Raw genomic sequence first — 24728 nt, 5'->3', positions numbered from 1 at the left:
GAGGATCACGATGGCGGCGTGACGCGCAACGGCGAGCTGTTCACCGCCATCATCGACCGGGGCTTCAACCAGGGCGACCTGTCCGTGGCGGACGAGGTGTGCTCGGTGGACCTCATCGAGCACGAGTACCTCGCACCCGAGGGCGTGCCCGGCCCCGAGATCCTCAAAGGGCAGATCGCCGACGCCCGACGGTCCGTGTCGGATCTGGTGCTCACCATCGAGGACCTCGTCGAGCACGGCGACCAGGTGTGGGCACGGATGCGGGCGCGCGGACGTGAACCGCGGACGGGGCGCGAGGTCTCGTTCCTCGTCGTCGACATCTGCCGATTCGCCGACGGCATGCTCGTCGAGCACTGGGGCGTCCCGGACCGGTTCGCCCTCCTGCACCAGGCGGGACTGCTCGGGCCGCCGCCGACCCATCCCTAGCCGCGCTCGGCGGCCCGGGTTCAGCGGTGGCGCCGGTAGTGCAGCTCGATCAGGCCACCGGTGGAGGGCGTGCTCGACACCAGGTCGAGCCGGTAGCCCTCCGGCACGTCGTCGAACATGAGCGTGCCCTTGCTCGTGACGTACGGGTACATGCTGATCCGGAACTCGTCGATCAGGTCGAGCGCCATCAGCGACCGCCAGGTCCGCACCCCGCCCCAGACGACGACGTGCCCGTCGCCCTCCCGCAGCCGGTCGAGCTCCTCGGTGGTGCCGGAGATGATGCTGGTGTTCGCCCACTCCGCCGTCTGCATGGTGGTCGAGAGCACCACCTTGTTCCCCGCGTTGAGGATCGGCGACCACGGATGGTCGACCGCCGTCGGCATGTTCTTCGACATCCCGTCGTAGGCGTCCCGGCCCATCAGGTGCGCCGACGCGGAGGAGAGGAACTCGAGCGTGTCGTCGTCGTGGTCCGGACCCCCGTGGTCGTCGAGGAGTTCGAAGCAGTACGTCCAGAAGCCGGTGTCCGGGGCGGCCAGGAGGCCGTTCAGCGAGTAGTTGAACACCAGCGCGACGAGCTTCTGCACGAGGGACCCCTTCGTCCTGCGGCCGCCGAGCGCGATCCGTCCCAGCAACCTAGGGATCGGCGAGCGTCGCTTCAACGCCTCGCCCCGGCGACCGGGGACCTAGCTCGACGTGGGGTTCCAGAAGGCGGCGACCTCGGCGGCGATGCGGGCGCCCTGCTCGTGGCCGGCGCGTGCGGAGCCCGACCGGCTGCTCATCAGGAGCGGGTTCAGCCCGAAGGCGCGCGTGCTGGCCGCATCCGCCTCGGCCACGAGCGCCCGCCCTCGGGCGTCGATCTCCGCCGCGACCTCGCGCATCGTCGGTCCGGTCGCGCTGCTGGCCGGCTCGAGCATGCAGGCGATGATGAGCACGACGTCGCAGTCGTCCGCGACGTCGGCGTTCGTGCCCGACCGCACCCCGCCGTCCATCAGCTGCCGGCCGCCGACCGGCATCGTGGGCCAGACACCCGGGACCGAGCAGCTGGCCATCACGGCGGCCGCGAGCGGGACCCCGGATGCGCGCGTCTGGACCACGAACTCGCCCGTCTCGGCGTCGACTGCCGTGACGCGGAGGTCCCGCTCCGGCCAGTCCTTCGCCGGGAGCTGCGATTCGATCATCGCGATACGTGCTGCCGCAGGCATGCGTTCCTGCGGCACGCTCAGCGCGTAGCGGCCCAGTGTCGACCGGGCGGCGATCTCGTCCGGCTGCTCCTGCGCCGAGGCGACCACGGCCCGGAACCGCTCGACGTCGAAGCCGCTCGTCTCGGGCGCCTCCTCCTCGGCCGGTGCGAACTGCAGCGCGTACGCGGCCGGCACGGCGCCCTGCCGGAGCGCCGCTCCCGCGACGGATCCCGCGGAGGTGCCCACGACGACGTCCGCGGCCTCGAGGTCGATGCCCGCCTCGATCAGGGCGGCGAGCACGCCGAGCTCCCAGGCGATCCCCGCCACGCCGCCGCCTCCGAGCACGAGTCCGCGTCGTGGTCCCTGGTCCGCCATGAGGGTCCTTCCCGCGCCCGCTGCATCGAGCGCGGCGACTCGCGTCATCCTCCCAGCGGGCGGATGTGAGGCCGGGCGGATGCGGTCAGCGGGCAGGCCGCCCCGGAGTTCGGCGGACCGTCCCGATGCCCGCCTCGCACCCCGGCCTCGTCGGCCGGGACGGCGTGCGCCAGGAGCTCGGCCGCCCGGACGCCTTCTGACCGCAGGTTCTCGTTACCTATGGACAGTAGGTATCGAGAGAGGTAAGTTGCGCCTCACGTGCACCGACGCGCGAGAGGGGTGGTCCCGTGAGCGAGACCGGGTTCCAGGACGGCGCAGCCACCCTGCTGGCGGACTACTCGCTCGAGATGACCGGCAAGGACGTCGACGCCCTGGTCGAGGCGCGCGACGCCATCCCGGCCGGAACCCGGATCAACGTCACCTTCCTCGGCAACGAGGACCTGGCGATGCGCGTCACCGCCGTGCAGGCGGTGCTGGACAACGGGTTCCTCCCCGTCCCGCACCTCTCCGCGCGACGGCTGCGGTCGGTCGCCCGGCTGGAGGAGTACCTGCGGCGCCTGCAGGACATCGGCGGCAGCGAGCGCGTCTTCCTCGTCGGCGGTGATCCCGCCGAGCCCGAGGGACCCTTCCCGGACGCGCTCTCGGTGATCCGCACCGGTGTGCTCCCCACCTACGGCGTCCGGGAGGTGGGCGTCACCGGTTATCCCGAGGGCCATCCCGACATCGCCGGCGACGTGCTCTGGCAGGCGTTGACCGACAAGTGCGCCGAGATCGCGGCGCAGCGGCTCGAGGCCTCGGTGACCACGCAGTTCGCCTTCGCGACCGACCCGGTCGTCGACTGGATCCGCCGGGCCCGCAGCGCAGGCGTGGACGCGCCCATCCGGGTCGGCGTCCCCGGCCCCGCCGGGGTGAAGCGGCTCCTCGCGTTCGCGCGCCGGTTCGGCGTCGGCGCGAACGCCACCATCGTCCGCAAGTACGGCTTCTCGCTGACCAACCTCATGGGCACGGCGGGGCCGGACGCCTTCGTCACGGACCTCGGCCGCCTGCTCCGCACGGAGACCGCCGGCGACGTCAAGCTGCACCTCTACACGTTCGGCGGCCTGGGGGCCTCGGCCCGCTGGGTGACGGCCTACCGCCGGGGCGAGTCCGCGAGCCGAGCCGGATGATCCGGGAAGGTGCCCCGGCTCGTGCCCACGCCCGATCCGCAGGCCGCCGGCGCGCGGTATCCGATCGCCTTCTGAACCCAGCCCCATCCGACCGACGACGTACACGGAAGGCCCGACCATGACCCGGAACCTGCAGCAGCTCCTCGATGAGACCGATCCGGTCGAGCTCCTCCGGAACTCCCAGATCGGCTCCTACATCTATCCCGTCGTCCCGGCGGACTTCTCGAGCTGGAGCCGGGAGCAGCGCGCGTGGCGCGAGGCGAGCGTCCTCTACGACCAGTCCCACCACATGGACAACCTGTTCCTGTCCGGCTCGGACGCGATCAAGCTGATCTCCGACACCGCGATCAACTCGGTCGCCACGTTCCCGGTCAACCGGGCGAAGCAGTACGTCCCGACCTCCTCCTCGGGCCACGTCATCGGCGACGGGATCCTCTTCCACGAGGACGAGGACCGCTACGTGTACGTCGGCCGCGCGCCGGCCGCGAACTGGCTCATGTACCACGGCGAGGTCGGCGGCTACCGCGACCTCGACATCGAGGTCGACCGTCGCTCGCCCTCCCGCCCGTACGGCGCGGCGGTGTCCCGGCGCTACTTCCGCTTCCAGATCCAGGGCCCGACGGCCTGGCAGGTGATCGAGAAGCTGAACGGCGGCCCGCTCGACCAGCTCCGGTTCTTCCACATGGCGACGATGACCGTCGCGGGCGAGCAGGTGCGCACCCTCCGGCACGGCATGGCCGGCGCCCCCGGGCTGGAGCTCTGGGGTCCCTACGAGCTGCACGGGCGCATCCGCGACGCGATCCTCGAGGCCGGCGCGGAGTTCGGGCTCGTGCCCGTCGGCTCCCGTGCCTACCCGTCGAACACCCTCGAGTCGGGCTGGATCCCGTCGCCGCTGCCCGGCATCTACACCGGCGAGGCCGAGCGGGGCTACCGGGAGTGGCTCGGCGCCGACAGCTACGAGGCGACCGGCACCCTCGCCGGATCCTTCGTCTCGGACCGCATCGAGGACTACTACCTCACCCCCTGGGCGCTCGGCTACGGGTCGTTCGTCAAGTTCGACCACGACTTCATCGGCCGCGACGCGCTCGAGGCGATGGACCCGGCCGCGCAGCGCCACAAGGTGACGCTCGCCTGGAACGCCGAGGACCTCGGCCGGGTGCTCACCTCCGTGCTCGATGTCGACGGCCCCCAGTACAAGTACTTCGACCTGCCGCTCGCCAACTACGGGTCCGCGAACTACGACTCGGTCGTCGACGCGGACGGCCGAGTGGTCGGCTTCTCGATGTTCACCGGGTACAGCGCGAACGAGCGGCGTGGCCTCTCCCTCGCCACTGTGGATCCCGGGGTTCCCGAGGGCGCCGAGCTGAAAATCGTGTGGGGGGAGCCCGACGGCGGCAGCCAAAAGGCGACCGTCGAGCCGCACGTCCAGACCGAGGTGCGGGCCGTCGTGAGCCCCGTCCCGTACTCGACGGTCGCTCGGACCGAGTACCACGGCGGGTGGCGCACCGGCTACCAGGGCGATGCGGCCGCGACCCGGTAGCCCGGAGGTGCACCGGCCGGCTTGGTACCGTCGAGCATGAGCCTGCGGATGGCGCTGCTCGCGCTCCTGCGCGTCGGGCCGCTGTCGGGCTACGAGCTGCAGAAGCAGTTCTCGCTGTCGGTCGGGCACGTCTGGCACGCCCCGAGCTCGCAGATCTATCCCGAGCTCCGGCGGATGGAGGCGGAGGCGCTGGTCGTCGGCGAGGAGCAGACGCGCGGCGAGCGCGGCATGCGCCGCGTCTACCACGTCACGCCCGCCGGTGACGCGGCGTTCCTCGACTGGATGCGCAGCCCGATGGACTACCTCCGCGTCCGGGATCCGGCGCACCTCCGCGCCGCCTACCTTGAATCGGCGTCGGCCGCGGACGCGCGCCGGTTCCTGAACGCGCACATCCAGCAGTGGCAGGCCGAGCTCGAGCAGTGGGAGGACGAGATCGAGCGGATCGACGCCGGCCGCAGCCCGATGCTGGTGCGCCGGCTCGCGGTCACCTCCGACGAGGATCGCGAGGCGACGATCGCCTTCAAGCGGTTCGCCTACGAGGGCCTCGTCGAGCGCGCCCGGACCGAGCTCGACTGGGCGCGCCGCGGCCTGGAGCTGGTGGACCGGCTGGGGTCGGCGACGCAGTAGCCGGCGGGTGCCACGGGCGAGGACGCGGAGGTGCTACGAAGTCCGCCTCGCACTCCCGACGCCCCATGGTGCACCATGTGGCGCTAGCGCTGAATATCTCACGCGACTCCTTCCACCGGCGCGACGATCGTCCATCGACGCAGCCATTGCGGAAGCCGCCTCCGCGCCTGATGCCCGGGAGGCCGAGGAGTGGCGGTCGGCGGCGACGGGCATGCTTCCTCGTGGTCTCGCGCTCGGTCCGGTGCTCAGCGGCTTCGTGCTCGGCCTCGTCGTGGCCGCGGTGGCCGTCGTGAACGAGACCTCGTCCGAGGTCGCGGACCAGGCGACCTCGGACGGCATGGTGGTCGGCGCCGGGCTGGTCGGATTCGTGTGGCTGCGCAGAGCATGGCTGGCCGGTGTGCTGATCGGGTGCACCGTGGCGCTCGAGCACGTCCTCACCACGGCTGTGGGAGTGGAGAACCCGGACGTCCATCTGCCTCCCGGATGGTGGGGTTCGGCATCCCTGCTGATCCTGCTCGTCCCCGCCGTGATCGGGGCCTATGGAGGGGCCGGGCTTCGGGTCGTCGCGTCCGGACGTCGCGAGATCCCAGCATTCCGACGGTGACGCTCTCCGCCGACCATCGCATGGTCGACGGCGCGATCGCGGCCGAGTGGATGCGGGCGTTCGTCCAACGGATCGAGGAACCGCCGCGGATCCTGCTCTGAGGTCCCCGCCGCGTGGCGGGCGGTCCGGTCATCGCTGGCTCAGGCACGCCGACGTCCCTCGGCCGTCAGCGGCAGCGCAGGAGCGGAACGTAACGTTCGCGCGTGTCGAATCGGAGCGCGCGGTGGCGAAGGGGGCTCTTCCACGCGATTCGTGGTCGGACCGCGGGTGGCCGCTCCTGGGGCAGCATCCTCCTTCATCGACTCGGGGAGGCGAGCGCGCACTCGAGCGCAGGGCTCATCGCGGCGGCGGCGGTACTCGCGTGGGCCTGCGTCGGTGCGACCGTCGGCTTCGCGGCCTGGTGGGAGAACCTGCTCTACGTGGTGAGCTCGACGGTCACCCTGGTGATGCTGTTCGCGATCCAGCACACACAAGCACGGCAGCAGTCCGCCACGCAGCGCAAGCTCGACGAGATCCTTCGGGCCCTTCCCCGAGCAGATGGGCGCTTCATCGCCGTCGAGGAGGCACCGGATGACGAGCTCGAAGCGCTCGCGAACCGAGGACGGGGCGACCGAGCCCAAGCGCTCGTCGGGGACGAGCCGGATCGCCCGGTCAGCGCGACGCGGCCTTGAGCGCCTTCCGTCGGGCGACCGGACGCCCTCACGAGCGGACGATGATCACAGCCGGGCCGCGACCTCCCGCCCCTCAGATGCGGCGACGACGACCGGGTGTCACCGCCGCGGCGACCACCGCGGTCTTCGCGACCGGGTGCCCACCCGGGCTGGCGACCGCGGCACCGACGACCGCCGCCTTGGCGACGGGCGCTCGGACCACGCCGACCCGTCCGACTCGTGCTGCTCGCAACATCTCAGGCTCCAGTCGCTTCGAGGGCCTCATCGGCCTCGAGCGAGGCGATGATCGCTTGGATCGGGATGCGCCCGTTGGCGACGAGCTGGCCGCCCGCGCGCCTGGCGGCCGACGCGAAGGGCGCGGCCCAGAGGTTCTCGTAGACGAAGACGCCGGCGATGCTGCCCGGCTCCATCGCCACGGCGAGGTGCTCGACGTCCTCTTCGGCGAGCAGTTCCGCGAGCTGTCCTTCGATCGAGACGAGATCCCCGAGGTCGCCCAGATCGGCAAGCTCCATGGCGTCCACGACGCCCGTCTCGTCCTTCGTCAGGATGATCGCGTCGACGACGCGGATCGTGCCGGCGTCGACGAGCTTCGTCAGCTCCTCCGCCATCTCACCCGTGAAGTTCGCCTTGTCGGCGGGGAACTCGATGACGAAGAAGTCCACCGGCCCCAGCTCGTCGAGGTTCGTGTCCTGTAGCTGCGTGTCCGTCATCGGCTGCTCTCTCGCATTCGCGGGGCCCGGAGGCGCCTCGCTCCCCATCCGCAGAGGAGCAGCCCGCGCGGGAGGAACGATCCTCGCGACCCGCCTTCCGTCGCATCACCCATGGCAGGTGACCCAGCGCGCCGACGAGGGCTCAGCGCCGGGCGGCCCCGCCGCGAGCAGGTCGCCATCGGGCGCAGGAGCTGGACGGGTTCGCTAGCATCGGCCCGTCAGGTCCTCTCGAGGTCCGGCGCTCTTGAAAGGGGCGCGCAGCCCGCGATCCACGTGGCGAGACACATACGGAACCAGCCGTCCTGTCTGTCGAAACGGATCCCGTGTCTCACGTCAGCGCCCTCGTCGCCCAGGCCCTCGCCACCACCGTCACCGACGTGTTCGGGGTGATGGGCAACGGCAACGCCTACTTCATCGATGCGATCGAACGCTTCGGGGTCCGGTACACGCCGCTCCGGCACGAGGCCGGGACCGTGGTGGCCGCCGACGCCTACTTCCGCGCGAGCGGCCGGGTCGCGGCGGCCACCACGACGTACGGCGCGGGGTTCACGAACGCGCTGACCGCCCTCGCCGAGTCCGCGCAGGCGCGGATCCCGCTGCTGCTCGTGACCGGCGCCGAGCCCACCACCGGTCCGCGGCGGTGGGACGTCGACCAGACCGCCCTCGCCGCGGCCGTCGGCGTCCGAACGGTCACGGTCCGAGCGGGCTCCGTGACCGCGCAGGTCGCCGAGGCCGTCGCAGGCGCGCGGGCGGCCCGGCGCCCCGTGGTGCTGGCGATCCCGTACGACCTCGCCCACGCCGCGGCCGACCCCGCTGCTCCGGCCGACCCCGCTGCTCCGGCGGATCCGGAGCCCGGCCCCGAACCCGCGACGCCCGACGACCTCGGTGCCGCGTTGCTGCCCATCGCCGAGCGACTCGCCGTCGCGCGCCGTCCCGTGCTGCTCGCCGGACGCGGCGCCTGGCTCGCCGGCGCTGGATCGGCGCTGGGCCGGCTGGCGGAGGTCGCGGGGGCGCTCACCGGCTCGACCGCGCTCGCCCGGGGCATCTTCCCGGACGCGTCCACCCACCTCGGGATCGTCGGCGGCTTCGGCCAGTCCACCGCCATGGCGCTGCTCCGCGAGGCCGACGTCGTCGTGGCGTTCGGTGCCACCCTCAACCAGTTCACGATGCGGTTCGGGCAGCTCCTCGCTCCGGATGCGCTCCTCGCGCAGATCGACGTCGAGGCGGCCCCGACGAACCCGCGGGTCGACGTCTTCGTGCGCGCCGACGCCCGGCTCGCCGCCGAGGCGCTCGCCGCCCTGCTCGCCGAGCGCGCTCCCGCCCCGGAGTGGACGGCGGATCCTGCGTCCTGGTCGTCGTGGGATCCCGCGGACGAGCTCGCCGCCGACGGCCGGCTCGACCCCCGCGCGCTCGCGATCCGGCTCGCGGAGCTGCTCCCCGAGGACCGGATCGTCACCTCCGACGGCGGACACTTCCTCGGCTGGCCCAACATGTACTGGCCCGTCGCCGCACCGGACCGGATGATCATGGTCGGCACCGCCTATCAGAGCATCGGCCTCGGCTGGCCGAGCGTGGTCGGCGCAGCGCGAGCGAACCCGGATCCGGCGATCGTGCTCGTCACGGGCGACGGCGGCGGCCTGATGGCCCTCGCCGACCTGGAGAGCGCGGTCCGCGTCGCGGGTGGACGCGGGATCGCGGTCGTCTGGAACGACGCGGCCTACGGCGCCGAGGTGAACCTCTACGGGCTCAAGGGCCTTGCGCCTGGGCCGATGCGGATCCCGGAGGTCGATTTCGCGGCGCTCGCCGCGTCGGTCGGTGCCGAAGGCGTGACCGTCACCCGCCTCGCCGACCTCGAGCGGCTCCGTGACTGGGCGGCAGCACCCGTCTCCGAGCGGTCGTTCCTCGTGCTCGACTGCCGTATCTCACCCGACGTCATCGCGCCCTACCAGCGGGAGGTCATCGAGGCCCACGGATGACCTGACGGGCGGGCCCGGCCGCATCCGCATCAGCCCGGCGTGGTGTCCGGCGCACCCGACCAGCGCGCGGCGAGCGCCTCCGATCCGCGTGCGAGCAGGCTGACGTCCGCCCCGACGAGGACGAACGCAGCGCCGGCGTCGAGGTAGCGCTGAGCGAGCGCCGGATCGAACGCGTTGACGCCGACCGGGATGCCCGCCGAGCGAACGGCGTCGAACGCGCGCAGGACCGCGGCTTCGACCTCCGGATGGGTCTGCTGCCCGAGCAGCCCCATCGAGGCGGCGAGGTCGCTGGGGCCGACGAAGATCCCGTCCACCCCGTCGACGGCCGCGATCTCCGCCGCCGCGTCCACCCCCTCGGCCGTCTCGATCTGCAGGACGAGGGAGAGGTGCTCGTCCGCGTGCTCGAGATACCCATCGACGCGGTTCCAGCGGGCCGAGCGGGCGAGCGCCGATCCGACCCCGCGCCGGCCGGCCGGCGGATAGCGGACCGCCTCGACCAGCCCCCGGGCCTCGCCGGCGGAGCCGATCATCGGAACCAGGAGGTTCTGGGCGCCGAGGTCGAGGACCTGCTTGATCGTGACGCGGTCGCCGCTCGGTACCCGGACGAGCGGGGTGACGGGATAGGCGGCGACCGCCTGCAGCTGTGCCAGCACACCCTCGAGCCCGTTGGGGGAGTGCTCCATGTCGATCAGGAGCCAGTCGAGGCCGCTGCCGGCGCAGATCTCGGCGACCAGCGGCGAGCCCGAGCACACCCACATCCCGGCGAGAGGCCGGGTCGCCTCCACGAGCCGGTCGCGGAACGTCGGATTCAGACGAAGCGGCATGTGATCGTCCCCAGCGGCCCGTAGTCGGCGAGCACGCTGTCGCCCCGGCGGATCCAGGTCGGCCGGGTGAACGATCCGGCGAGCACGATCTCGCCGCCCTCGAGCCGCTCGCCGTGCTGGTGGAGCGTGTTGGCGAGCCAGGCGACACCGGTCGCCGGATGGCCGAGCACCCCGGCGGCGAGGCCGGTCTCCTCGATCGTCTCGTTCCGGTGGAGCAGGGCGCCGACCCAGCGGAGATCGATCTCGTCGGGCCGCTTCGGTGTTCCGCCCAGGACCATGCCGCCGTACGCGGCGTTGTCGGCGATCGTGTCGACGATCGTGCGGCCTTCGAGCTCGATGTGGGAGTTCAGCACCTCGAGCGCAGGGGTCACGTAGTCCGTGGCGCCCAGCACGTCGAACAGCGAGACGGCCGGGCCCTCGAGCGGGTCCTTCAGCACGAAGGCGAGCTCGACCTCGATCCGCACGGTGGAGAAGTCGTCGAACGGGATCGTCGAGCCGTTCTCCCACACCGTGTCGGCGAACATCACGCCGTAGTCCGGCTCGTTGATCCCGGTCGCCGCCTGCATCGCCTTGGAGGTGAGGCCGATCTTGTGGCCGACGAGGCGGCGGCCGGCCGCGACGCCGCGGTCCCGCCAGATCCGCTGCACCGCGTAGGAGTCCGCCACCTCGGCGTCCGGGTACCGGGCGGTGATGCGGGGGATCAGCGCGTGGTTTCGGTCCGCCTCGGCGAGCTCGTCGGCGATCGCAGTGATCACGGCATCGGTCAGCACACGGGATCCTTCACAGCTGGTGGCCGAGCTTGTACTCGCCCTGCTTCCAGGACGGCAGCTCGTCGTCGGACGGGCGGGTGTACGAGAAGCCGTCGGCGCCGATGGTGACCTCCATCTCGGAGGAGTCGGTCCGCGCGACGACCGGCTTCGGGTTGCCGTCGAGGTCGAGCACGAGGGACGCCTCGGTGTACCAGCTGGGCACGACGGGGTTGCCCCACCAGTCGCGGCGCTGGTTGTCGTGCACGTCCCACGTGACGAGCGGGTTGTCCGGGTCGCCCGTGTAGTAGTCCTGCGTGTAGATCTCGATCCGGTGTCCGTCGGGGTCGCGGAGATAGAGGTAGAAGGCGTTCGAGACGCCGTGCCGGCCGGGTCCGCGCTCGATCCGGTCGGACATCCGCAGGGCGCCGAGCTTGTCGCAGATCGCGATGATGTTGTGCTTCTCGTGGGTCGCGAACGCGATGTGATGCATCCGGGGACCGTCCCCGCCGGTCATCGCCGTGTCGTGCACCGTCGGCTTGCGCCGCATCCACGCCGCGTACACGGTGCCGTCTGCGTCCTCGATGTCCTCCGTGACGCGGAAGCCGAGGTCCTCCATGTAGGCGACGGCGCGCGGCACGTCCGGCGTGACCTGGTTGAAGTGGTCGAGGCGGACGAGGGCGCCGGGCGTGTAGAGGTCGTAGCGCCACGCGAGGCGCTCGACGTGCTCGACCTCGTGGAAGAACTCGTACGGGAAGCCGAGGGGATCCTCGACCCGCACCGAGTCGCCGATGCCTCGGGTGGACCCCGCCGCGCGGCGCTCCACCCGGCAGCCGAGCTCCTCGTAGAACGCGACAGCGCGATCGAGGTCCTGGGGGGAGCGGACGCGGTAGGAGAAGGCGGCGGCCGCCGCGACCGGCCCCCTGCGGAGCACGAGGTTGTGGTGGATGAACTCCTCGAACGTCCGGAGGTAGACCGCGTCATCGTCCTCCTCCGTCACGACGAGGCCGAGCACGTCCGCGTAGAAGTCGCGGGAGCGGGCGAGGTCGGTGACGACCAGCTCCATGGAGGCGCAGCGCAGGACGTCGGGCGCGGGCACTGTCGGCGTCGGGATGCGGTCGGCGGACCGGGAGTCGGGGGCCGTGCTGGTCATGCGAGCCTCTCTGCTCGGTGCGGAAGCGATGGGTTCGGCGCCGGTCAGCGCAGCTCGGGGTCGGCCTCGTCGTCGGCCGGCGGGGCCGGGTGCGGCGCCTTCCCGCTCCTTCCCAAGGTCGGGTTGTGCACCTCGCCGAGCGTGATGTGCACCGCCTGCTGGTGCGTGTAGAAGTCGATCGAGCGGTAGCCGCCCTCGTGCCCGAGACCCGACGCCTTCACGCCGCCGAACGGGGTGCGGAGGTCACGGACGTTGTTCGAGTTGAGCCACACCATCCCGGCCTCGACGGCCTGCGCGACGTTGTGCGCGCGCTTCAGATCGTTCGTCCACACGTAGGCCGCCAAGCCGTACTTGACGCCGTTCGCGAGGGCGAGCGCCTCCTCGTCCGTGTCGAACGGGGTGATCGCCACCACGGGCCCGAAGATCTCCTCCTGGAAGATCCGCGCCTCGGGCGGAACGTCCGCGAAGACGGTCGGGGCGACGAAGTTCCCGGTCTCGAAGCCGGCAGGCCGGCCACCGCCCGCGACGAGCCGCCCCTCCTCCTTGCCGATCTCGATGTACGACATCACCTTGTCGAAGTGCTCCGGATGCACGAGCGCGCCGACCTCGGTCGCCGGGTCATGTGGGAGGCCGACCACCACGTGCCGGGCCTGCCGGGCGTAGCGCTCGACGAACTCGTCGTAGATCGGCCGCTCGACGAGGATCCGGGAGCCCGCGGTGCAGCGCTCGCCGTTCAGCGAGAACACCCCGAAGATCGTCGCGTCGATCGCCGCCTCGAGGTCCGCGTCGGCGAACACGATCGCGGGGCTCTTGCCGCCGAGCTCCATCGAGAGGCCCTTGAGGAACGGGGCGGCGTTGCCGAAGATCAGCTGCCCGGTCCGGCTCTCACCGGTGAAGCTGATGAGCGGTACGTCCGGATGCTTCACGAGGGCGTCGCCGGCCTCCTCGCCGAGGCCGTTGACGAGGTTGAAGACGCCCTTCGGGACGCCGGCCTCCTCGAAGATGCCCGCCCACAGCGAGGCCGAGAGCGGCGTGAACTCGGCCGGCTTCAGCACGACCGTGTTGCCGGTCGCGAGGGCGGGGCCCAGCTTCCAGGACTCGAGCATGAACGGCGTGTTCCAGGGCGTGATGAGCCCGGCGACGCCGATCGGCTTCCGGTTCACGTAGTTGATCTGCCGCCCCGGGACCTTGTAGGTGTCGTCGGCCTGGGCGACGATCAGGTCCGCGAAGAAGCGGAAGTTCTCGGCCGCGCGCCGCGCCTGGCCGAGCGCCTGCGTGATCGGCAGGCCCGAGTCGAAGGACTCGAGCTCCGCGAGGCGGGCGTCGGTGGACTCGACGATGTCAGCGACGCGGTGGAGGATCCGCGATCGCTCGCGGGGGAGCATCCGGGGCCACGGGCCGTCGGTGAACGCCCGGCGCGCGGCGGCCACCGCCCGGTCGATGTCGGCCTTCTTGCCGGCGGCGGCCTGCAGGTAGGTCGTGTTGGACACCGGGTCGAGCACGTCGAAGGCGGATCCGTCGACGGAGTCGACCCGCTCGCCGTCGATGACGTGCTGGATCCGTGTCGGCAGCTCCGCGGGCACGTGCTGCCGGGCCGGGGCCGCGCTGGTCGTGGTCATGGTTCCTTCCGGGGGTGCTGGTCGGGATGCCGGGCACGCAGGAACTCCTCGAGCGTGCGCCAGCGGTGGTCGCGAGCGGCGAGCTCGATCTCGAGGGGCTCGGCGCCGGTGGCGATGAGCTCGAGGATGCGGTCGTGCTCCTCGACGGAGTGGCTGGCCCGGCCGGGCACGAAGGCGAAGGTGGAGTCGCGGATGCCGGACAGGCGCGCCCAGCCGCGGTGCACGAGGTCGAGGAGGTGCGGGTTCGGACAGCGCGCGTAGAGCGCCTCGTGGAAGTCGTGGTTCAGCCGGGTGAAGCGGGTGGAGTCGAACGCGTCGAGCAGCCCCCGCATCCGGTCGTTGATCGCCCGGGCGGTCTCGAGGTCGGCATCGAGCAGGACGGGAGCGGACAGCGCCGTCGCGAACCCTTCGACGACCCCGAGCGTCTGCATCGTGTGCACGTACTCCTGCTCGTCGACGAGCGCGACGCGGGCACCGACGTTGTGCTCGAAGGTGACCAGGCCCTCGGCCTCGAGGCGCCGGATGGCCTCGCGGACCGGCACCGCGCTCATGCCGAGGGCCTCCGCGATCGGCGCGATCACGAGCCGGTGACCGGGCGTGTACTCGTGGAACCGGATGCGGTCCCGGATCCACTCGTAGGCGCGGGTCGACTTGCTCGCCTCGATCGCGGTCGTCCCGCTCACCGCTGCCGCTCCTGCTCGTACCGCTCGCGCCAGGCCGCGTTCATCGGGAAGAGCCCGTCGATCGGGTTCCCCTCCGCGACGCGCTCGGCGATCCAGGCGTCCTCCGCCTCCTGCGCGAGGGTCGCGTCGACGACCTCCTCGACGAAATCACGGGGGATCACGATGACGCCGTCCGCGTCGCCGACGATCACGTCGCCCGGCTGCACGGTCGCGCCACCGCAGGCGATGGTGCCGCCGGTCTCCCACGGCACGTGCTTGCGGCCGAGCACCGCCGGATGCGCGCCGGCCGCGTACACGGGCATCCCGACGCCGGCGACCGCGACGGAATCGCGGACGCCGCCGTCCGTGACGACGCCGGCGGCGCCATTGGCGTGGGCGCGGATGGCGAGGATGTCGCCGAGCGTGCCCGAGCCGCTCTCGCCGCGCGCCTCGATGACCACGACCTCGCCCTGCTGGACGGCGTCGAACGCCTGCTTCTGCGCATTGAACCCGCCGCCGAAGCGGGAGAACAGGTCCTCGCGAGCCGGCACGAAGCGCAGCGTGCGGGCGACGCCGACGAGCTTCAGGTCGGGGCGGAGCGGACACACGCCGTCGATGCTCGTGGTGTTGAGGCCCCGCTTGCGCAGCTGCGCGGACAGCCCGGCGACGGGCGCCCTCTCGAGCCTCTCGCGGAGGTCGGCCGGAAGCGCACTGCTCTCCTCAGTGGCAAGGCCGGCGGCAGCGCGGGAGCCCCACGCCTCCGCCCGCTGCACGTCGTCGACGGCCGGCAGCGAGCCGAGGGCCGGGTCGAAGGAGTGGGTGCCCGACACGACCCGGGTCACCAGCCGACCGGAGCTCGGGGCGCCAGGGGCGCCAGGGGCGTCGACCTCGACCTCGACCACATCGCCGGGCACGACGACGGACGACCCGGCGGGCGTGCCCGTGAGGATCACGTCTCCCGGCTCGAGCGTGAGGTGCTGGGCGAGGTCGGCGACGACCTGCGGCAGCGGGAAGAGCAGGTCCTCGGTGGTGTCGTCCTGGACCGAGGCGCCGTTCACCCAGGTCCGCACACGCAGGCCGGCCGGATCGACCGTCCGTGCGTCGATGAGGCCGGGGCCGAGCGGCGTGAAGCCGTCCCCGCCCTTCGACCGGAGGTTCGAGCCACGGTCGTTCGCGCGCAGGTCGTACAGCCCGAAGTCGTTGCCCGCGGTGACCCACGCGACGTGGTCCCACGCCTGGTCGGCCGTGATGTGCCGGGCGGCGGACCCGATGATCAGCGCCACCTCGCCTTCGAACGCCAGCAGCTCCGTGCCGGCAGGGCGCTCGATCGTGCCGCCGGTCGCGGCGACCGAGCTCGACGGCTTCAGGAAGTAGGACGGCGCGGACGGGCGCCGTCCCCGCTGGTCGGCGCGGGACGGGTAGCTGAGGTGGACCGCGATGATCTTGCCGGGGCGGCCGGTCGGCAGTCCGCTCGACCTCGATGCTGCATCCGTCACGCCCAGCCCCTTCGCCGTCTCGCTGGATCATATACAATCCGGACTGATTGCACGAGGGCCGCGTCCACGGCACCGTATGAGGTTCATTCGACGAGGAGTGACGGTGCAGATCCATGTCCGCGGCTACGAATCCGGCGACCCACGCGTCAAGCCCGCAGCGGGCCACGGCATCGACCGGCCCACCGAGCTGCCCGACCGGATGGACGTCCTCATCGTCGGCACCGGACCTGCCGCGGTGGTCGTGCTCGCGCAGCTCTCCCGCTTCCCATCGATCGACGCGCGCGCGATCGAGCGTCGCCCCGGCCGGCTCGCGGTGGGACAGGCCGACGGCATCCAGGCCCGCTCGGTCGAGACGTTCCAGGCGTTCGGATTCGCCACCGAGGTGACCGACGAGGCATACCGGAACGTGGAGATGTGCTTCTGGAAGCCGTCCCCGGATGATCCGTCGAAGATCGTCCGCGCGTCGCGGGCGCCGGACGACGCCACCGGGATCAGCGAGTTCCCGCACATCTACGTGAACCAGTCACGGATCCTCGACTACTTCCTCCGCGACGCCGTCCGCGCGCCGGGCCGTGCCGTGCCCGACTACGGCATCGAGTTCGTCGACTGCACGATCGACCCCGAAGCGGAGTACGCGGTCACCGCCCGCGTCCGCTACACGGCGGGCGCGCGGCAGGGCGAGGAGCGCACGGTGCGCGCCAAGTACCTCGTCGGCGGCGACGGCGCACGCAGCGCCGTGCGGGCGTCCCTCGGGCACCGCCTCGAGGGCGAGGCGTCGATGCATGCGTGGGGCGTCATGGACGTGATGGCGAACACCGACTTCCCGGACTTCCAGGTGAAGTGCTCCATCCAGTCCCAGGCGGCCGGCAACATCCTGCTGATCCCGCGCGAGGGCGGGTACCTGTCCCGGATGTACGTGGACCTCGGGGAGGTCGACGAGCACGACGCGGGCGCGGTCCGCGAAACTCCGATCGAAGCGATGATCGACGCGGCGAACCGCATCCTCTCGCCGTACTCGCTCGACGTGCGCGCGGTGACCTGGTGGTCGGTCTACGAGGTGGCGCATCGCATCACGGACGGCTTCGACGACGTCCCTGCCGGGCTCTCAGGGCAGCGGAGCCCGCGCGCCTTCATCATGGGCGACGCCTGCCACACCCACTCCGCGAAGGCCGGCCAGGGGATGAACGTCTCCATCCAGGACGGCTTCAACCTCGGTTGGAAGCTCGCCGCCGTGCTCGAGCGCCGTGCCCCGGAGTCGCTGCTCGCGACCTACGCGGCGGAGCGGAAGGTGGTCGCGCAGAACCTCATCGACTTCGACCGCGAGTGGTCGGCGATGATGGCCCGCCCGGTGGACTCGTGGGAGGACCCGGACGAGCTCGAGCGCTGGTACCTCGCGACGATGGAGTTCCCCGCCGGCTTCATGACGGAGTACACCGAGTCACCGATCACACTCGGCACGGAGCATCAGCACCTCGCCACCGGCTTCCCGGTGGGCAAGCGGTTCAAGTCGGCTGAGGCGATCCGCCGGGCCGACAACCGCTGGATGCACCTCGGGCATCTGCACGAGGCGGACGGCCGGTGGCGGGTCTACGTCTTCGCCGATGCGGCCGCGCCGGGACTCGCGGGCACGCCCACCGCCGACTTCGCGCGCTGGTGGGTGGAGGATCCCGACTCGCCGCGCGTCCTCTACACCCCGGGTGACGGCGACGACGACGCCGTCTTCGACACCAAGGTGATCTACCAGCAGGACTACACGGCGTTCGACCCGAGCGACGTGCCGCCGGCCTTCAAGCCGGTGAAGGTGCCGTTCGGTCTCGTGGACACCAATCAGATCTTCGCCTCCGGCCACGGCCGCGACATCCACCGCGACCGCGGGATCAGCAGGGACGGCGCGATCGTCGTCGTCCGGCCCGACATGTACGTCGCCGCCGTGCTGCCGATCTCGGCGAGGCAGGAGCTGACCCGCTTCTTCGCCGGCCACATGCTGCCGCCGGCGCAGCGGATCCGACCGGAGCCCATCAGGAGCATCCACGACAGGATCCGTCTCTGAAGCGGCCCCGGATCGGGTCGACGCTCTGATGGTCAGGACGCCTCGGACCCCTGCGCGAGGAAGGCCCGGATCGCGCTCACGACGAAGCGGTGGTCCTCGACCTGCGGCAGGCCCGACACCGCGACGGTGCCGACGGGGCCAACGGACCTGACGAGCACGGGGAAGCATCCGCCGGCAGCGGCGTAGCGGGCAGGATCGAGGCCGGACGCGGCGTCGAAGGAGGTGCCGCGGTCGCGCCACTGCTGCCCGACCGCGAGCGAGCTGTGCCCGAACCGCTCCACGACCCGGACCTTCCGCCGGATCCAGTCGTCGTTGTCGGCCGACGACCCGGGGAGCGCGGCGTGGAAGACCTGCTGGGCGCCGCGGCGGATGTCGATCGCGACGGGGAGGTCGCGTTCGATCGCCAGGTTCCGCAGCAGGGAGCCGAGAACCCAGGCGTCGTCGAGGGTGAAGGACGAGAGCTGCAGCTCCTCCTCATCGGCGAGCAGCTCCTCGAGCGAGGGGAAGTCGTTCATGCGGGTCTCCTTCGATCGGCGGCCGGTGGGTCTCACGGTTCACGCCCTGCTGGGCGCACGGGGCGACGCCGGCTGCGGGCGTTCGACATCATGGTGCCGAAACCGGCCTCGACGCAGCGCGTCCGAGTCATGCCGCTCGCCTTCCGACCCCCGCCTCATCGGCCGATCCCGGAGCGCATCATGAACCACCCGCATCTCGACGAGGTCGCCGACGGCGTCTTCGCCTACGTCCAGCCCGACGGCGGGTGGATGGTCAACACCATGGGGCTGATCGGCGGCCCGGACGGGGCCACCTCCGTCGACATGACGTCGACGGAGCGCCGGACCGTCGCGTACCTCGAGGCTGCGGCGGGTGTCGCGGGCCCGATCCACCGTGTCGTCTACACGCACGCGCACCCCGACCACTGCAACGGTGCGTCGCTTCTCCCTGACGCGGAGATCGTCGCCCACGTCACCGCCGCGGAGGAGCTGCGGCACCCGCATCCGGTCGCGCCGCACATCTTCGGCCCGTTCGACCAGGGCGGGGTGGTGCCGCGGATCCCGACGACCACGTTCGAGGACTCGGTGGTCCTGCAGGAGGGCGCTCGCCGGATCGTCGCCACGCATCCGCCTCGCCCGTCCCACACGCGGGGCGACGCGTACGTCTGGTTGCCAGACCAGCGGGTGCTGTTCACCGGCGACCTCGTCTTCAACGGCGGCACGCCGTTCTCCATCTCCGGCTCGCCGAGCGGCTGGCTGACGACGCTCGAGGAGCTCGTCGCGCTCGACCCGCTGGTCGTCGTGCCCGGCCACGGCGAGCCCGGCGCCCTGGAGATCCTCGAGCCGGTCGCCCGCTACCTCCGGTTCCTGATCGCAGTCGCCGACGACGCGCATGAGCGGCACCTCACGCCGCTGGACGCCGCACGCTCAACGGACCTGGGTGAGTTCGCCGGCCTGCTCGAGCCCGAGCGGATCGTCGGCGACCTGCACGGCCGGCTCGCGGAGCTGGAGGGGCGTGTCCCCGACTTCGCCGCCGCCTGGGAGGACATGCGCGAGTTCAACGGAGGTCCGCTCGAGGTCCATGCCTGAGGCACGCAGCAGCGCGCCGCATCCACGGAGCTGAGCGGAGCGCAGGGCATCGCGTTCTTAGGGGGTTCGTCACCCGGACCGTGGAACGCGTCGAGTCCTCTCGTCCCGCATCACGGCCTCACATGTACGCGAAGCGCGGCGATGGAGCTGCCGCGCCGCTCGGTGCGGCGCGGCAGCTCCGTCCAGCCGTCGGTCGTCACGCCTTCGGTGTGATCACCCCTTCCCCTTGTTCAGCGAGGTGTAGACGTGGATCCCGTCGGACTGGGGCACGAACACCGTTGCCGGGTTGAAGAGGGCGGTCACCTGGTGGAACCCCAGGGCTGTCGGGCCGAGTGCGATGTCGGTGACGAATCGACGGGAGTGTGCGTCGATGACCATCACCGTCGGTGTGTTCAGCTGGGGGTTCGGCGGGGGGCCGACGGCTCCGGCCTCGGCCGCGTAGTAGCGGTGGTCCTTGGCGTCGTAGGCGACCTCGTCGGCTCCGCTCGCGTCGTGGCCGGAGTAGACGTGGATCACGCGGCCGGTGGCGAGGCTGATGAGCGCCGGAGCGCCGACGTTGCAGCCGAGGAGGGCTTCATCGTTCGGTCCGACTGCCAGGCCGCCCGGGTTGCAGGTCTCGTCCACCGGCAGGACGCTCTGCAGCCGGACCGCCTTGGGATCGATCTGAGCGACTTCTCCGTTCGGGAAGTCCGTGGTTGCACGGATCGCCTCCACGAAGGTCGAGGAGGCCGGGTTCCATTGCGGCTGCTCGATGGAGTCGGCGGCCGCTCCGGGGATCACGACGTGGCCGAGCACCCGGTGGTGCCCAGGGCGGGCGTCGATGAGGGTCACCCACGGGGTGGGTCTCCCCTTCGTGTCGGTCGCGTCGGGGCTCGTGACCGCGATGATGTGATCGCGCGGGTCGTAGGCGATCTCGTCCGCTGTCGGGGCGCCGACGGGGATCGCGCCGATCTTCGTGAAAGGCCGGGTGGACTTCAAGACGACGATCGACCCCGAGCCGCTGCCGATCCAGGCTTGGCCGTAGCCGTCCGTGACGATGCCTGCCGGACCGCCGGCGACAGGAACCTGAGCGACGAGCCTGTCGGTGCGCCCGTTCACGACGTCCACGGTGGAGTTGGAGCCGTCGCTGAAGTACACGAGCCCCGACTGCTGGTCGCCGTAGATGATGTCGCCGTAGAGGGCGTTGTTCGGGGTCGGAACCGAGATGTCGGCGATCTGCCGATAGTGGGTGCCCTCATCGCCGGGGTTCCGGGGGTCGGCCTGGCTCGGGCTCGCGCCGAGCCAAGCGATCACGAGCCCGAGGGCGAGGCCCATGCAGGTGGGGGCTGTGGCCAGTCGGCCGATCGGGTGGGGGGTTCTTGCGGAAGGATTCGAGTGCATCGGTGGGTGTCCTCCTGAGTGACCGCGCTGCGTTGCTGACGGCTATCGGACGCTAACCAGCAGGTCCAGATCAGGGAACCGGGACTTCCTGATGGGAGGCATAGATCATGCAGATACCCACGGCGAGCCCGTGCGATGAGGCGTGACGGGCAGCCCGTCCGGGGCGAGCGCCTCTGGCGGGACCTCCTTTGCTTTCCGTAGATTCTGTGCAAATATCGCGCCAGCGCTGCTTCGCGCACTGAACTGAACCGGCCGCCACGGCGCCGGTCCCTCGAAGGGGAGGACGCCCGGATGGATCGGCTCGTCGGAGCGCCAGGGGCGCTCGACTCGGTTCTCGTGAGCGGGCGCGCATGACCTGGACGAAGTGGTCGTACATGGACCACTGGGTGACGCAGACGCCTCAGGGACCGCAGCCGCCCTCGTTCAACCGGGCGTACATGGACCGCTACATCAAGCAGCTGTCCGCGCTCGGCTTCACCGGGTTCGACACCTTCTTCTTCTACCTGCCGATCTACGCCGGCATGTACGGCTCGGTGAAGGGCTTCGAGGAGTTCCTCCAGGCCAACGGGTTCGACAAGATCACCGGCGTCTTCTCCGCCTACCCCTGGGCGACGAAGTACACGGCGCCGCATGTGCGGGAGACGCACGACCGGATCTTCGCGGACAGCGAGCGCACGGTCCAGGCGCTCGAGGGGCTCTCGGTCGAGAACTTCATCGTCATGCCGACGTCGACCTACCACCAGACCGAGCCGGTCACCGACGAGACCATCAAGGTCGTCGGCGACCTCTGGAACCGAGTCGGCGCGATGACGCTCGAGCACGGCATGACGACGACCTGCCACTTCGAGTTCTGGGGCGCGATCCGCACCAGGGAGCAGATCGACCTCTTCTTCGAGTACACCGATCCCTCCCTCGTGCACTTCTTCTGCGACACCGCCCAGCACACGATCGCGGGCGTCGATCCTCTCCAGCTGTTCCGCGACTACCGGGACCGATGCACCGGCTTCCACTTCAAGGACACCCACGACGTGGACGTGCACGAGGCGTACCGCACCCCGCCCGACCCCGAGCTCATGGCGCCGCACGTGACCCGGTGGTTCTACGAGATGGGGACGGAGGGCGGCCTCGTCGACTTCCCGGCCTTGATGAAGGAGATCCTGTCGTCCGGCTGGGACGGCTGGCTGACGGTCGAGCACGACAAGGCGGAGCTCGGCGGCGGCAGCTATGCCGAGGCCACCGCGACCGCGAAGTGGTACATCGACACGGTGCTGCGGGATGCGCAGGCCGAGACGACCCCTGTGGAGGTCGGCGCATGAAGGACACCCTGAAGTGGTCGTACGCGCTGAACCAGTGGAACATCCGACTGGACGTCTTCGTGCGGCACGAGGAGCAGATCCGGGCCTTCAAGACGGCGGCAGCATGCGGCTTCGACCACCTCGAGCTCGCGTCCGGCACCGGCCGGTGGGACAACCTGAGCCGGCCGGAGGTCATCTGGCAGAACCATCGTGACGCCGCCGGGCTCCGGGACTTCCTCGCGCGCGGCTCGATCACGGGCGTCTCGAGCTTCTTCTGGGACCCGTTCCAGCCGGTCGAGGAGGAGGGCTGGGCGTTCCTCCTCCCGCAGAACCCCGCCGACCACGACGCGATCGTCGAATCCGCGAAGCCGTTCGTCGACTTCCTCGCCCAGGTCGGCTCCGACCGGCTCGTCGCCCGTCCCACCCGGTCGGCGTGGATGGGCGCCCCGTTCGACGCCGGCACCATCCGCCTGGTCGGGAGCCTCTGGAACCGGGTCGGCGAGCTCGCCGCGGCGAGCGGTGTCAACCTCTCCGTCCACTACGACTGCTTGTCCGCCATCCACTCCGAGAAGGATCTCGAGGCCTTCCTCGAAGCGACCGACCTCGCGCTCGTCGGACTCGCGCTCGATACGGCCGAGTTCACGATCGGCGGCATCGACCCCGTCGCCTTCTACGAGCGGCACGCGGACCGGGTGACGCACGTCCACCTGAAGGACACGCCGTTCCGGGATTCCGGCGACGAGTACCGGATGCCCGGCGCCGAGGCGACGATGCTCCGCGGTGGGGCGGGACGACGCATCGAGCGCTGGTTCTTCGAGCTCGGCACCGAGGGCGGCCTCGTCGACGTGCCGGCGTTCGTCGCCGCCCTCCGGGCCCACGAGTACGGCGGATGGGTCGTCGTCGAGAGCGATCACGGCGGCAACCCGGCCGAGCTGTGCATGCTGAACAGCTGGTTCCTGCAGCACGAGCTCGGGATCGCGAAGTAGGAGCGCCCCGGGCCGGATGCCGCGCGGGCCGCCTGAGCGGCGTGCGGCGAGCGGCGAGCGGCGGGCGTCGAGCTCGCCCACGACCGACCTGCCGCATCGCTGGTCGTGGATCCGGCGCCGCCGGCGCTCACGGGTGGTGCCGTTCTCTCCTCGTTACGCTCCGTCTCGGACAGGTCGACAGGAAGGACGCCATGCGAGTTGTCGGGGTGCGGGGCGCGGCGGATCGGGGGAGGTCCGTATGAAGGTCGTGGTGAGCGGTTCGCGTGGGAAGGTCGGGCGAGCGGCGGTGCGCGCCCTCGTCGATGCGGGACACGACGTGCTGGGCGTCGATCTCGTCCGCCCCGTCTTCGATGCCGGAGTCGTGGTGCCCGGCCGCTATCAGATGGCCGACCTGACGGACGCCGGATCGGCCTACTCGGTCGTGGCCGGCGCTGACGCGGTCGTCCACACCGCCGCCATCCCGCAGCCGACCGGGAACCCGCCCCACGTGGTGTTCCAGACCAATCTGATGTCGACCTTCAACCTGGTCGAGGCGGCGGTGCGCTTCGGGCTGCGCCGGTTCGTGAACGTGTCCAGCGAGAGCATCGTCGGCAACTTCTTCCCCGAGCGGCCGTTCCTGCCCGACTACCTCCCCATGGACGAGCAGCATCCGCTGCGCCCCCAGGATCCGTACGCGCTGTCGAAGTCCTTCGGCGAGCAGCTGATGGATGCGGCGGTGCGGCGCTCCGACCTGCGCGCGATCTCGATCCGTCCGTCGACCGTCCACAACGAGGACAACTACGAGTCGAACCTCGGGAAGCAGGTGCGCGACCCGTCGAACCTGTCGGCGAACTTCTGGAGCTACATCGACGCCGACGACCTCGCGGATGCCCTGGTGCTCGCGGTCGAGTCGGACCTCCCCGGGCACGAGGTGTTCTACATCGCGGCCGCCGACAACGCCGGCGGGCACGACTTCGCCGAGATGCTGCACCGCTACTACGGCGACCAGATCGAGCTGGGCCCGCTCGACCGGCCGGACGCGTCCGGGATCTCCACCGAGAAGGCTCGCCGGATGCTCGGGTGGACCGCGAAGCGCTCGTGGCGCGACCACCTGGACACCGAGGGCCGCGCGCTGCGCGGCTGAACGACGAAAGCAGGAACTCCATGTCCACCTGGCTCATCACCGGCTGCTCCACCGGCCTCGGCCACGCGTTCGCGGAGGCCGCGCTGGACGCCGGCCACGACGTCGTGGTCACCGCGCGGAACCTCGAAGCCGTCACGCCGCTGACGGACCGCTACCCGGCCTCCGCGCTCCCCGTCGCGCTCGACGTGACGGACGACGGGCAGGTCGCTGACGCGATGCGAGCGGCGGAGCAGCGGTTCGGCCCCGTCGACGTCCTGATCAACAACGCCGGATACGGGTACCGCGCGGCGGTCGAGGAGGGCGACGACGCGGATGTGCGCCGGCTCTTCGACACCCAGCTCTTCGGCTCGGTCCGGATGATCAAGGCGGTCCTGCCCGGCATGCGCGCACGGCGGACGGGCACCATCGTGAACCTCTCCTCGATCGGCGCGCATGTGGCGCCGGAGGGCTCCGGCTACTACGCGGCGGTCAAAGCCGCGATCGAGGCGCTCACCCTGTCGCTCCGGAAGGAGGTCGCCCCGCTCGGCATCACGGC

At 71.1% G+C, this 24728-nt stretch carries 26 protein-coding genes; 14 read left to right on the top strand and 12 right to left on the bottom strand.

What is annotated here, in order from left to right; translation table 11 throughout:
* Positions 1–426: ester cyclase (locus VIG76_RS00145; protein ID WP_331949768.1), on the top strand; the 426-nt coding region annotated here is incomplete at its 5' end.
* A gap of 20 nt (positions 427–446) precedes the next feature.
* Here the strand turns inward: VIG76_RS00145 and VIG76_RS00140 are convergent.
* Together VIG76_RS00140 and VIG76_RS00135 are read right to left on the bottom strand one after the other, a co-directional pair.
* Positions 447–1010, bottom strand: coding sequence for a dihydrofolate reductase family protein (locus VIG76_RS00140; RefSeq protein ID WP_331949766.1), 564 nt, complete (start codon positions 1008–1010; stop codon positions 447–449).
* Positions 1011–1109: 99 nt separating this feature from the next.
* Positions 1110–1982, bottom strand: a complete 873-nt coding sequence (locus VIG76_RS00135) for a patatin-like phospholipase family protein (RefSeq protein WP_331949764.1) — start codon at positions 1980–1982, stop codon at positions 1110–1112.
* 287 nt (positions 1983–2269) lie between these two features.
* On the opposite strand from VIG76_RS00135, the gene VIG76_RS00130 reads away from it, so the two are divergent.
* The 6 genes from VIG76_RS00130 (at position 2270) to VIG76_RS00105 (ending at position 6590) form a co-directional block, all read left to right on the top strand.
* Complete coding sequence (locus VIG76_RS00130) at positions 2270–3148, top strand: methylenetetrahydrofolate reductase (RefSeq protein WP_331949762.1); 879 nt, start codon at positions 2270–2272, stop codon at positions 3146–3148.
* A gap of 118 nt (positions 3149–3266) precedes the next feature.
* Positions 3267–4688: a vanillate/3-O-methylgallate O-demethylase gene (ligM, locus tag VIG76_RS00125; RefSeq protein WP_331949760.1), complete on the top strand. Its 1422-nt coding sequence runs from the start codon at positions 3267–3269 to the stop codon at positions 4686–4688.
* Between the two features lie 36 nt (positions 4689–4724).
* A complete protein-coding gene (locus tag VIG76_RS00120; protein WP_331949758.1) occupies positions 4725–5315 on the top strand; it encodes a PadR family transcriptional regulator in 591 nt (196 codons plus the stop codon).
* A gap of 211 nt (positions 5316–5526) precedes the next feature.
* Complete coding sequence (locus tag VIG76_RS00115; RefSeq protein ID WP_331949756.1) at positions 5527–5919, top strand: hypothetical protein; 393 nt, start codon at positions 5527–5529, stop codon at positions 5917–5919.
* Positions 5916–6020, top strand: coding sequence for a 2-oxo acid dehydrogenase subunit E2 (locus tag VIG76_RS00110; protein ID WP_331949754.1), 105 nt, complete (start codon positions 5916–5918; stop codon positions 6018–6020). The genes VIG76_RS00115 and VIG76_RS00110 overlap by 4 nt, the downstream gene beginning before the upstream one ends.
* A 102-nt stretch (positions 6021–6122) precedes the next feature.
* Positions 6123–6590 (top strand): low affinity iron permease family protein, encoded by a 468-nt coding sequence (locus tag VIG76_RS00105; protein ID WP_331949751.1) that lies wholly within the window; start codon positions 6123–6125, stop codon positions 6588–6590.
* 73 nt (positions 6591–6663) lie between these two features.
* Here the strand turns inward: VIG76_RS00105 and VIG76_RS00100 are convergent, their stop codons facing one another.
* On the bottom strand, positions 6664–6792 hold the full coding sequence (locus VIG76_RS00100) for a hypothetical protein (RefSeq protein ID WP_331949749.1): 129 nt from the start codon (positions 6790–6792) through the stop codon (positions 6664–6666).
* 34 nt (positions 6793–6826) lie between these two features.
* Positions 6827–7300 carry a DUF6325 family protein gene (locus VIG76_RS00095; RefSeq protein WP_331949747.1) on the bottom strand — a complete coding sequence of 158 codons (474 nt, stop codon included), beginning with the start codon at positions 7298–7300 and terminating at the stop codon, positions 6827–6829.
* Positions 7301–7623: 323 nt separating this feature from the next.
* Between VIG76_RS00095 and VIG76_RS00090 the strand changes: the two genes are divergently transcribed.
* A complete protein-coding gene (locus VIG76_RS00090; RefSeq protein WP_331949745.1) occupies positions 7624–9276 on the top strand; it encodes a thiamine pyrophosphate-binding protein in 1653 nt (550 codons plus the stop codon).
* A gap of 29 nt (positions 9277–9305) precedes the next feature.
* On the opposite strand, the gene VIG76_RS00085 is transcribed toward VIG76_RS00090, so the two are convergent.
* From VIG76_RS00085 to VIG76_RS00060, 6 genes are read right to left on the bottom strand one after another with little or no spacing between them, the layout of a single operon-like run.
* On the bottom strand, positions 9306–10100 hold the full coding sequence (locus tag VIG76_RS00085; RefSeq protein ID WP_331949743.1) for an HpcH/HpaI aldolase family protein: 795 nt from the start codon (positions 10098–10100) through the stop codon (positions 9306–9308).
* Positions 10085–10870, bottom strand: coding sequence for a 2-oxo-hept-4-ene-1,7-dioate hydratase (hpaH, locus tag VIG76_RS00080; protein WP_331949741.1), 786 nt, complete (start codon positions 10868–10870; stop codon positions 10085–10087). Before hpaH ends, VIG76_RS00085 begins: the two co-directional genes overlap by 16 nt.
* A 10-nt stretch (positions 10871–10880) precedes the next feature.
* The gene (gene hpaD / locus VIG76_RS00075) at positions 10881–11999 is read right to left on the bottom strand and encodes a 3,4-dihydroxyphenylacetate 2,3-dioxygenase (protein WP_331949738.1); all 1119 of its coding nucleotides are present in this window, start codon (positions 11997–11999) and stop codon (positions 10881–10883) included.
* A gap of 44 nt (positions 12000–12043) precedes the next feature.
* A complete protein-coding gene (gene hpaE / locus VIG76_RS00070) occupies positions 12044–13618 on the bottom strand; it encodes a 5-carboxymethyl-2-hydroxymuconate semialdehyde dehydrogenase (RefSeq protein WP_331949736.1) in 1575 nt (524 codons plus the stop codon).
* The gene (locus tag VIG76_RS00065; protein ID WP_331949734.1) at positions 13615–14301 is read right to left on the bottom strand and encodes a GntR family transcriptional regulator; all 687 of its coding nucleotides are present in this window, start codon (positions 14299–14301) and stop codon (positions 13615–13617) included. Before VIG76_RS00065 ends, hpaE begins: the two co-directional genes overlap by 4 nt.
* Positions 14298–15776, bottom strand: coding sequence for a fumarylacetoacetate hydrolase family protein (locus tag VIG76_RS00060; RefSeq protein WP_331949732.1), 1479 nt, complete (start codon positions 15774–15776; stop codon positions 14298–14300). Before VIG76_RS00060 ends, VIG76_RS00065 begins: the two co-directional genes overlap by 4 nt.
* A 103-nt stretch (positions 15777–15879) precedes the next feature.
* On the opposite strand from VIG76_RS00060, the gene VIG76_RS00055 reads away from it, so the two are divergent.
* On the top strand, positions 15880–17826 hold the full coding sequence (locus VIG76_RS00055) for an FAD-dependent monooxygenase (protein WP_331949730.1): 1947 nt from the start codon (positions 15880–15882) through the stop codon (positions 17824–17826).
* Between the two features lie 32 nt (positions 17827–17858).
* Here the strand turns inward: VIG76_RS00055 and VIG76_RS00050 are convergent, their stop codons facing one another.
* Positions 17859–18341: a heme-degrading domain-containing protein gene (locus VIG76_RS00050; RefSeq protein WP_331949728.1), complete on the bottom strand. Its 483-nt coding sequence runs from the start codon at positions 18339–18341 to the stop codon at positions 17859–17861.
* Positions 18342–18521: 180 nt separating this feature from the next.
* Between VIG76_RS00050 and VIG76_RS00045 the strand changes: the two genes are divergently transcribed.
* Positions 18522–19409: an MBL fold metallo-hydrolase gene (locus VIG76_RS00045; RefSeq protein WP_331949727.1), complete on the top strand. Its 888-nt coding sequence runs from the start codon at positions 18522–18524 to the stop codon at positions 19407–19409.
* A gap of 213 nt (positions 19410–19622) precedes the next feature.
* Here the strand turns inward: VIG76_RS00045 and VIG76_RS00040 are convergent, their stop codons facing one another.
* On the bottom strand, positions 19623–20723 hold the full coding sequence (locus VIG76_RS00040; RefSeq protein WP_331949726.1) for a hypothetical protein: 1101 nt from the start codon (positions 20721–20723) through the stop codon (positions 19623–19625).
* 416 nt (positions 20724–21139) lie between these two features.
* Between VIG76_RS00040 and VIG76_RS00035 the strand changes: the two genes are divergently transcribed.
* The 4 genes from VIG76_RS00035 to VIG76_RS00020 form a co-directional block, all read left to right on the top strand.
* Entirely contained in the window at positions 21140–22105 is a 966-nt protein-coding gene (locus VIG76_RS00035) for a sugar phosphate isomerase/epimerase family protein (protein ID WP_331949724.1), read from the top strand.
* The gene (locus VIG76_RS00030; protein WP_331949722.1) at positions 22102–23070 is read left to right on the top strand and encodes a sugar phosphate isomerase/epimerase family protein; all 969 of its coding nucleotides are present in this window, start codon (positions 22102–22104) and stop codon (positions 23068–23070) included. Before VIG76_RS00035 ends, VIG76_RS00030 begins: the two co-directional genes overlap by 4 nt.
* Before the next feature lie 250 nt (positions 23071–23320).
* Positions 23321–24193 (top strand): NAD-dependent epimerase/dehydratase family protein, encoded by an 873-nt coding sequence (locus tag VIG76_RS00025; protein WP_331949720.1) that lies wholly within the window; start codon positions 23321–23323, stop codon positions 24191–24193.
* A gap of 20 nt (positions 24194–24213) precedes the next feature.
* The coding region (locus tag VIG76_RS00020; protein WP_331949718.1) for an SDR family NAD(P)-dependent oxidoreductase at positions 24214–24728 on the top strand (515 nt) is incomplete at its 3' end.

It is taken from the genome of Amnibacterium sp., assembly GCF_036559085.1.
Lineage (GTDB): Bacteria > Actinomycetota > Actinomycetes > Actinomycetales > Microbacteriaceae > Amnibacterium.
This window is presented reverse-complemented; position numbering and strand designations above follow the sequence as displayed.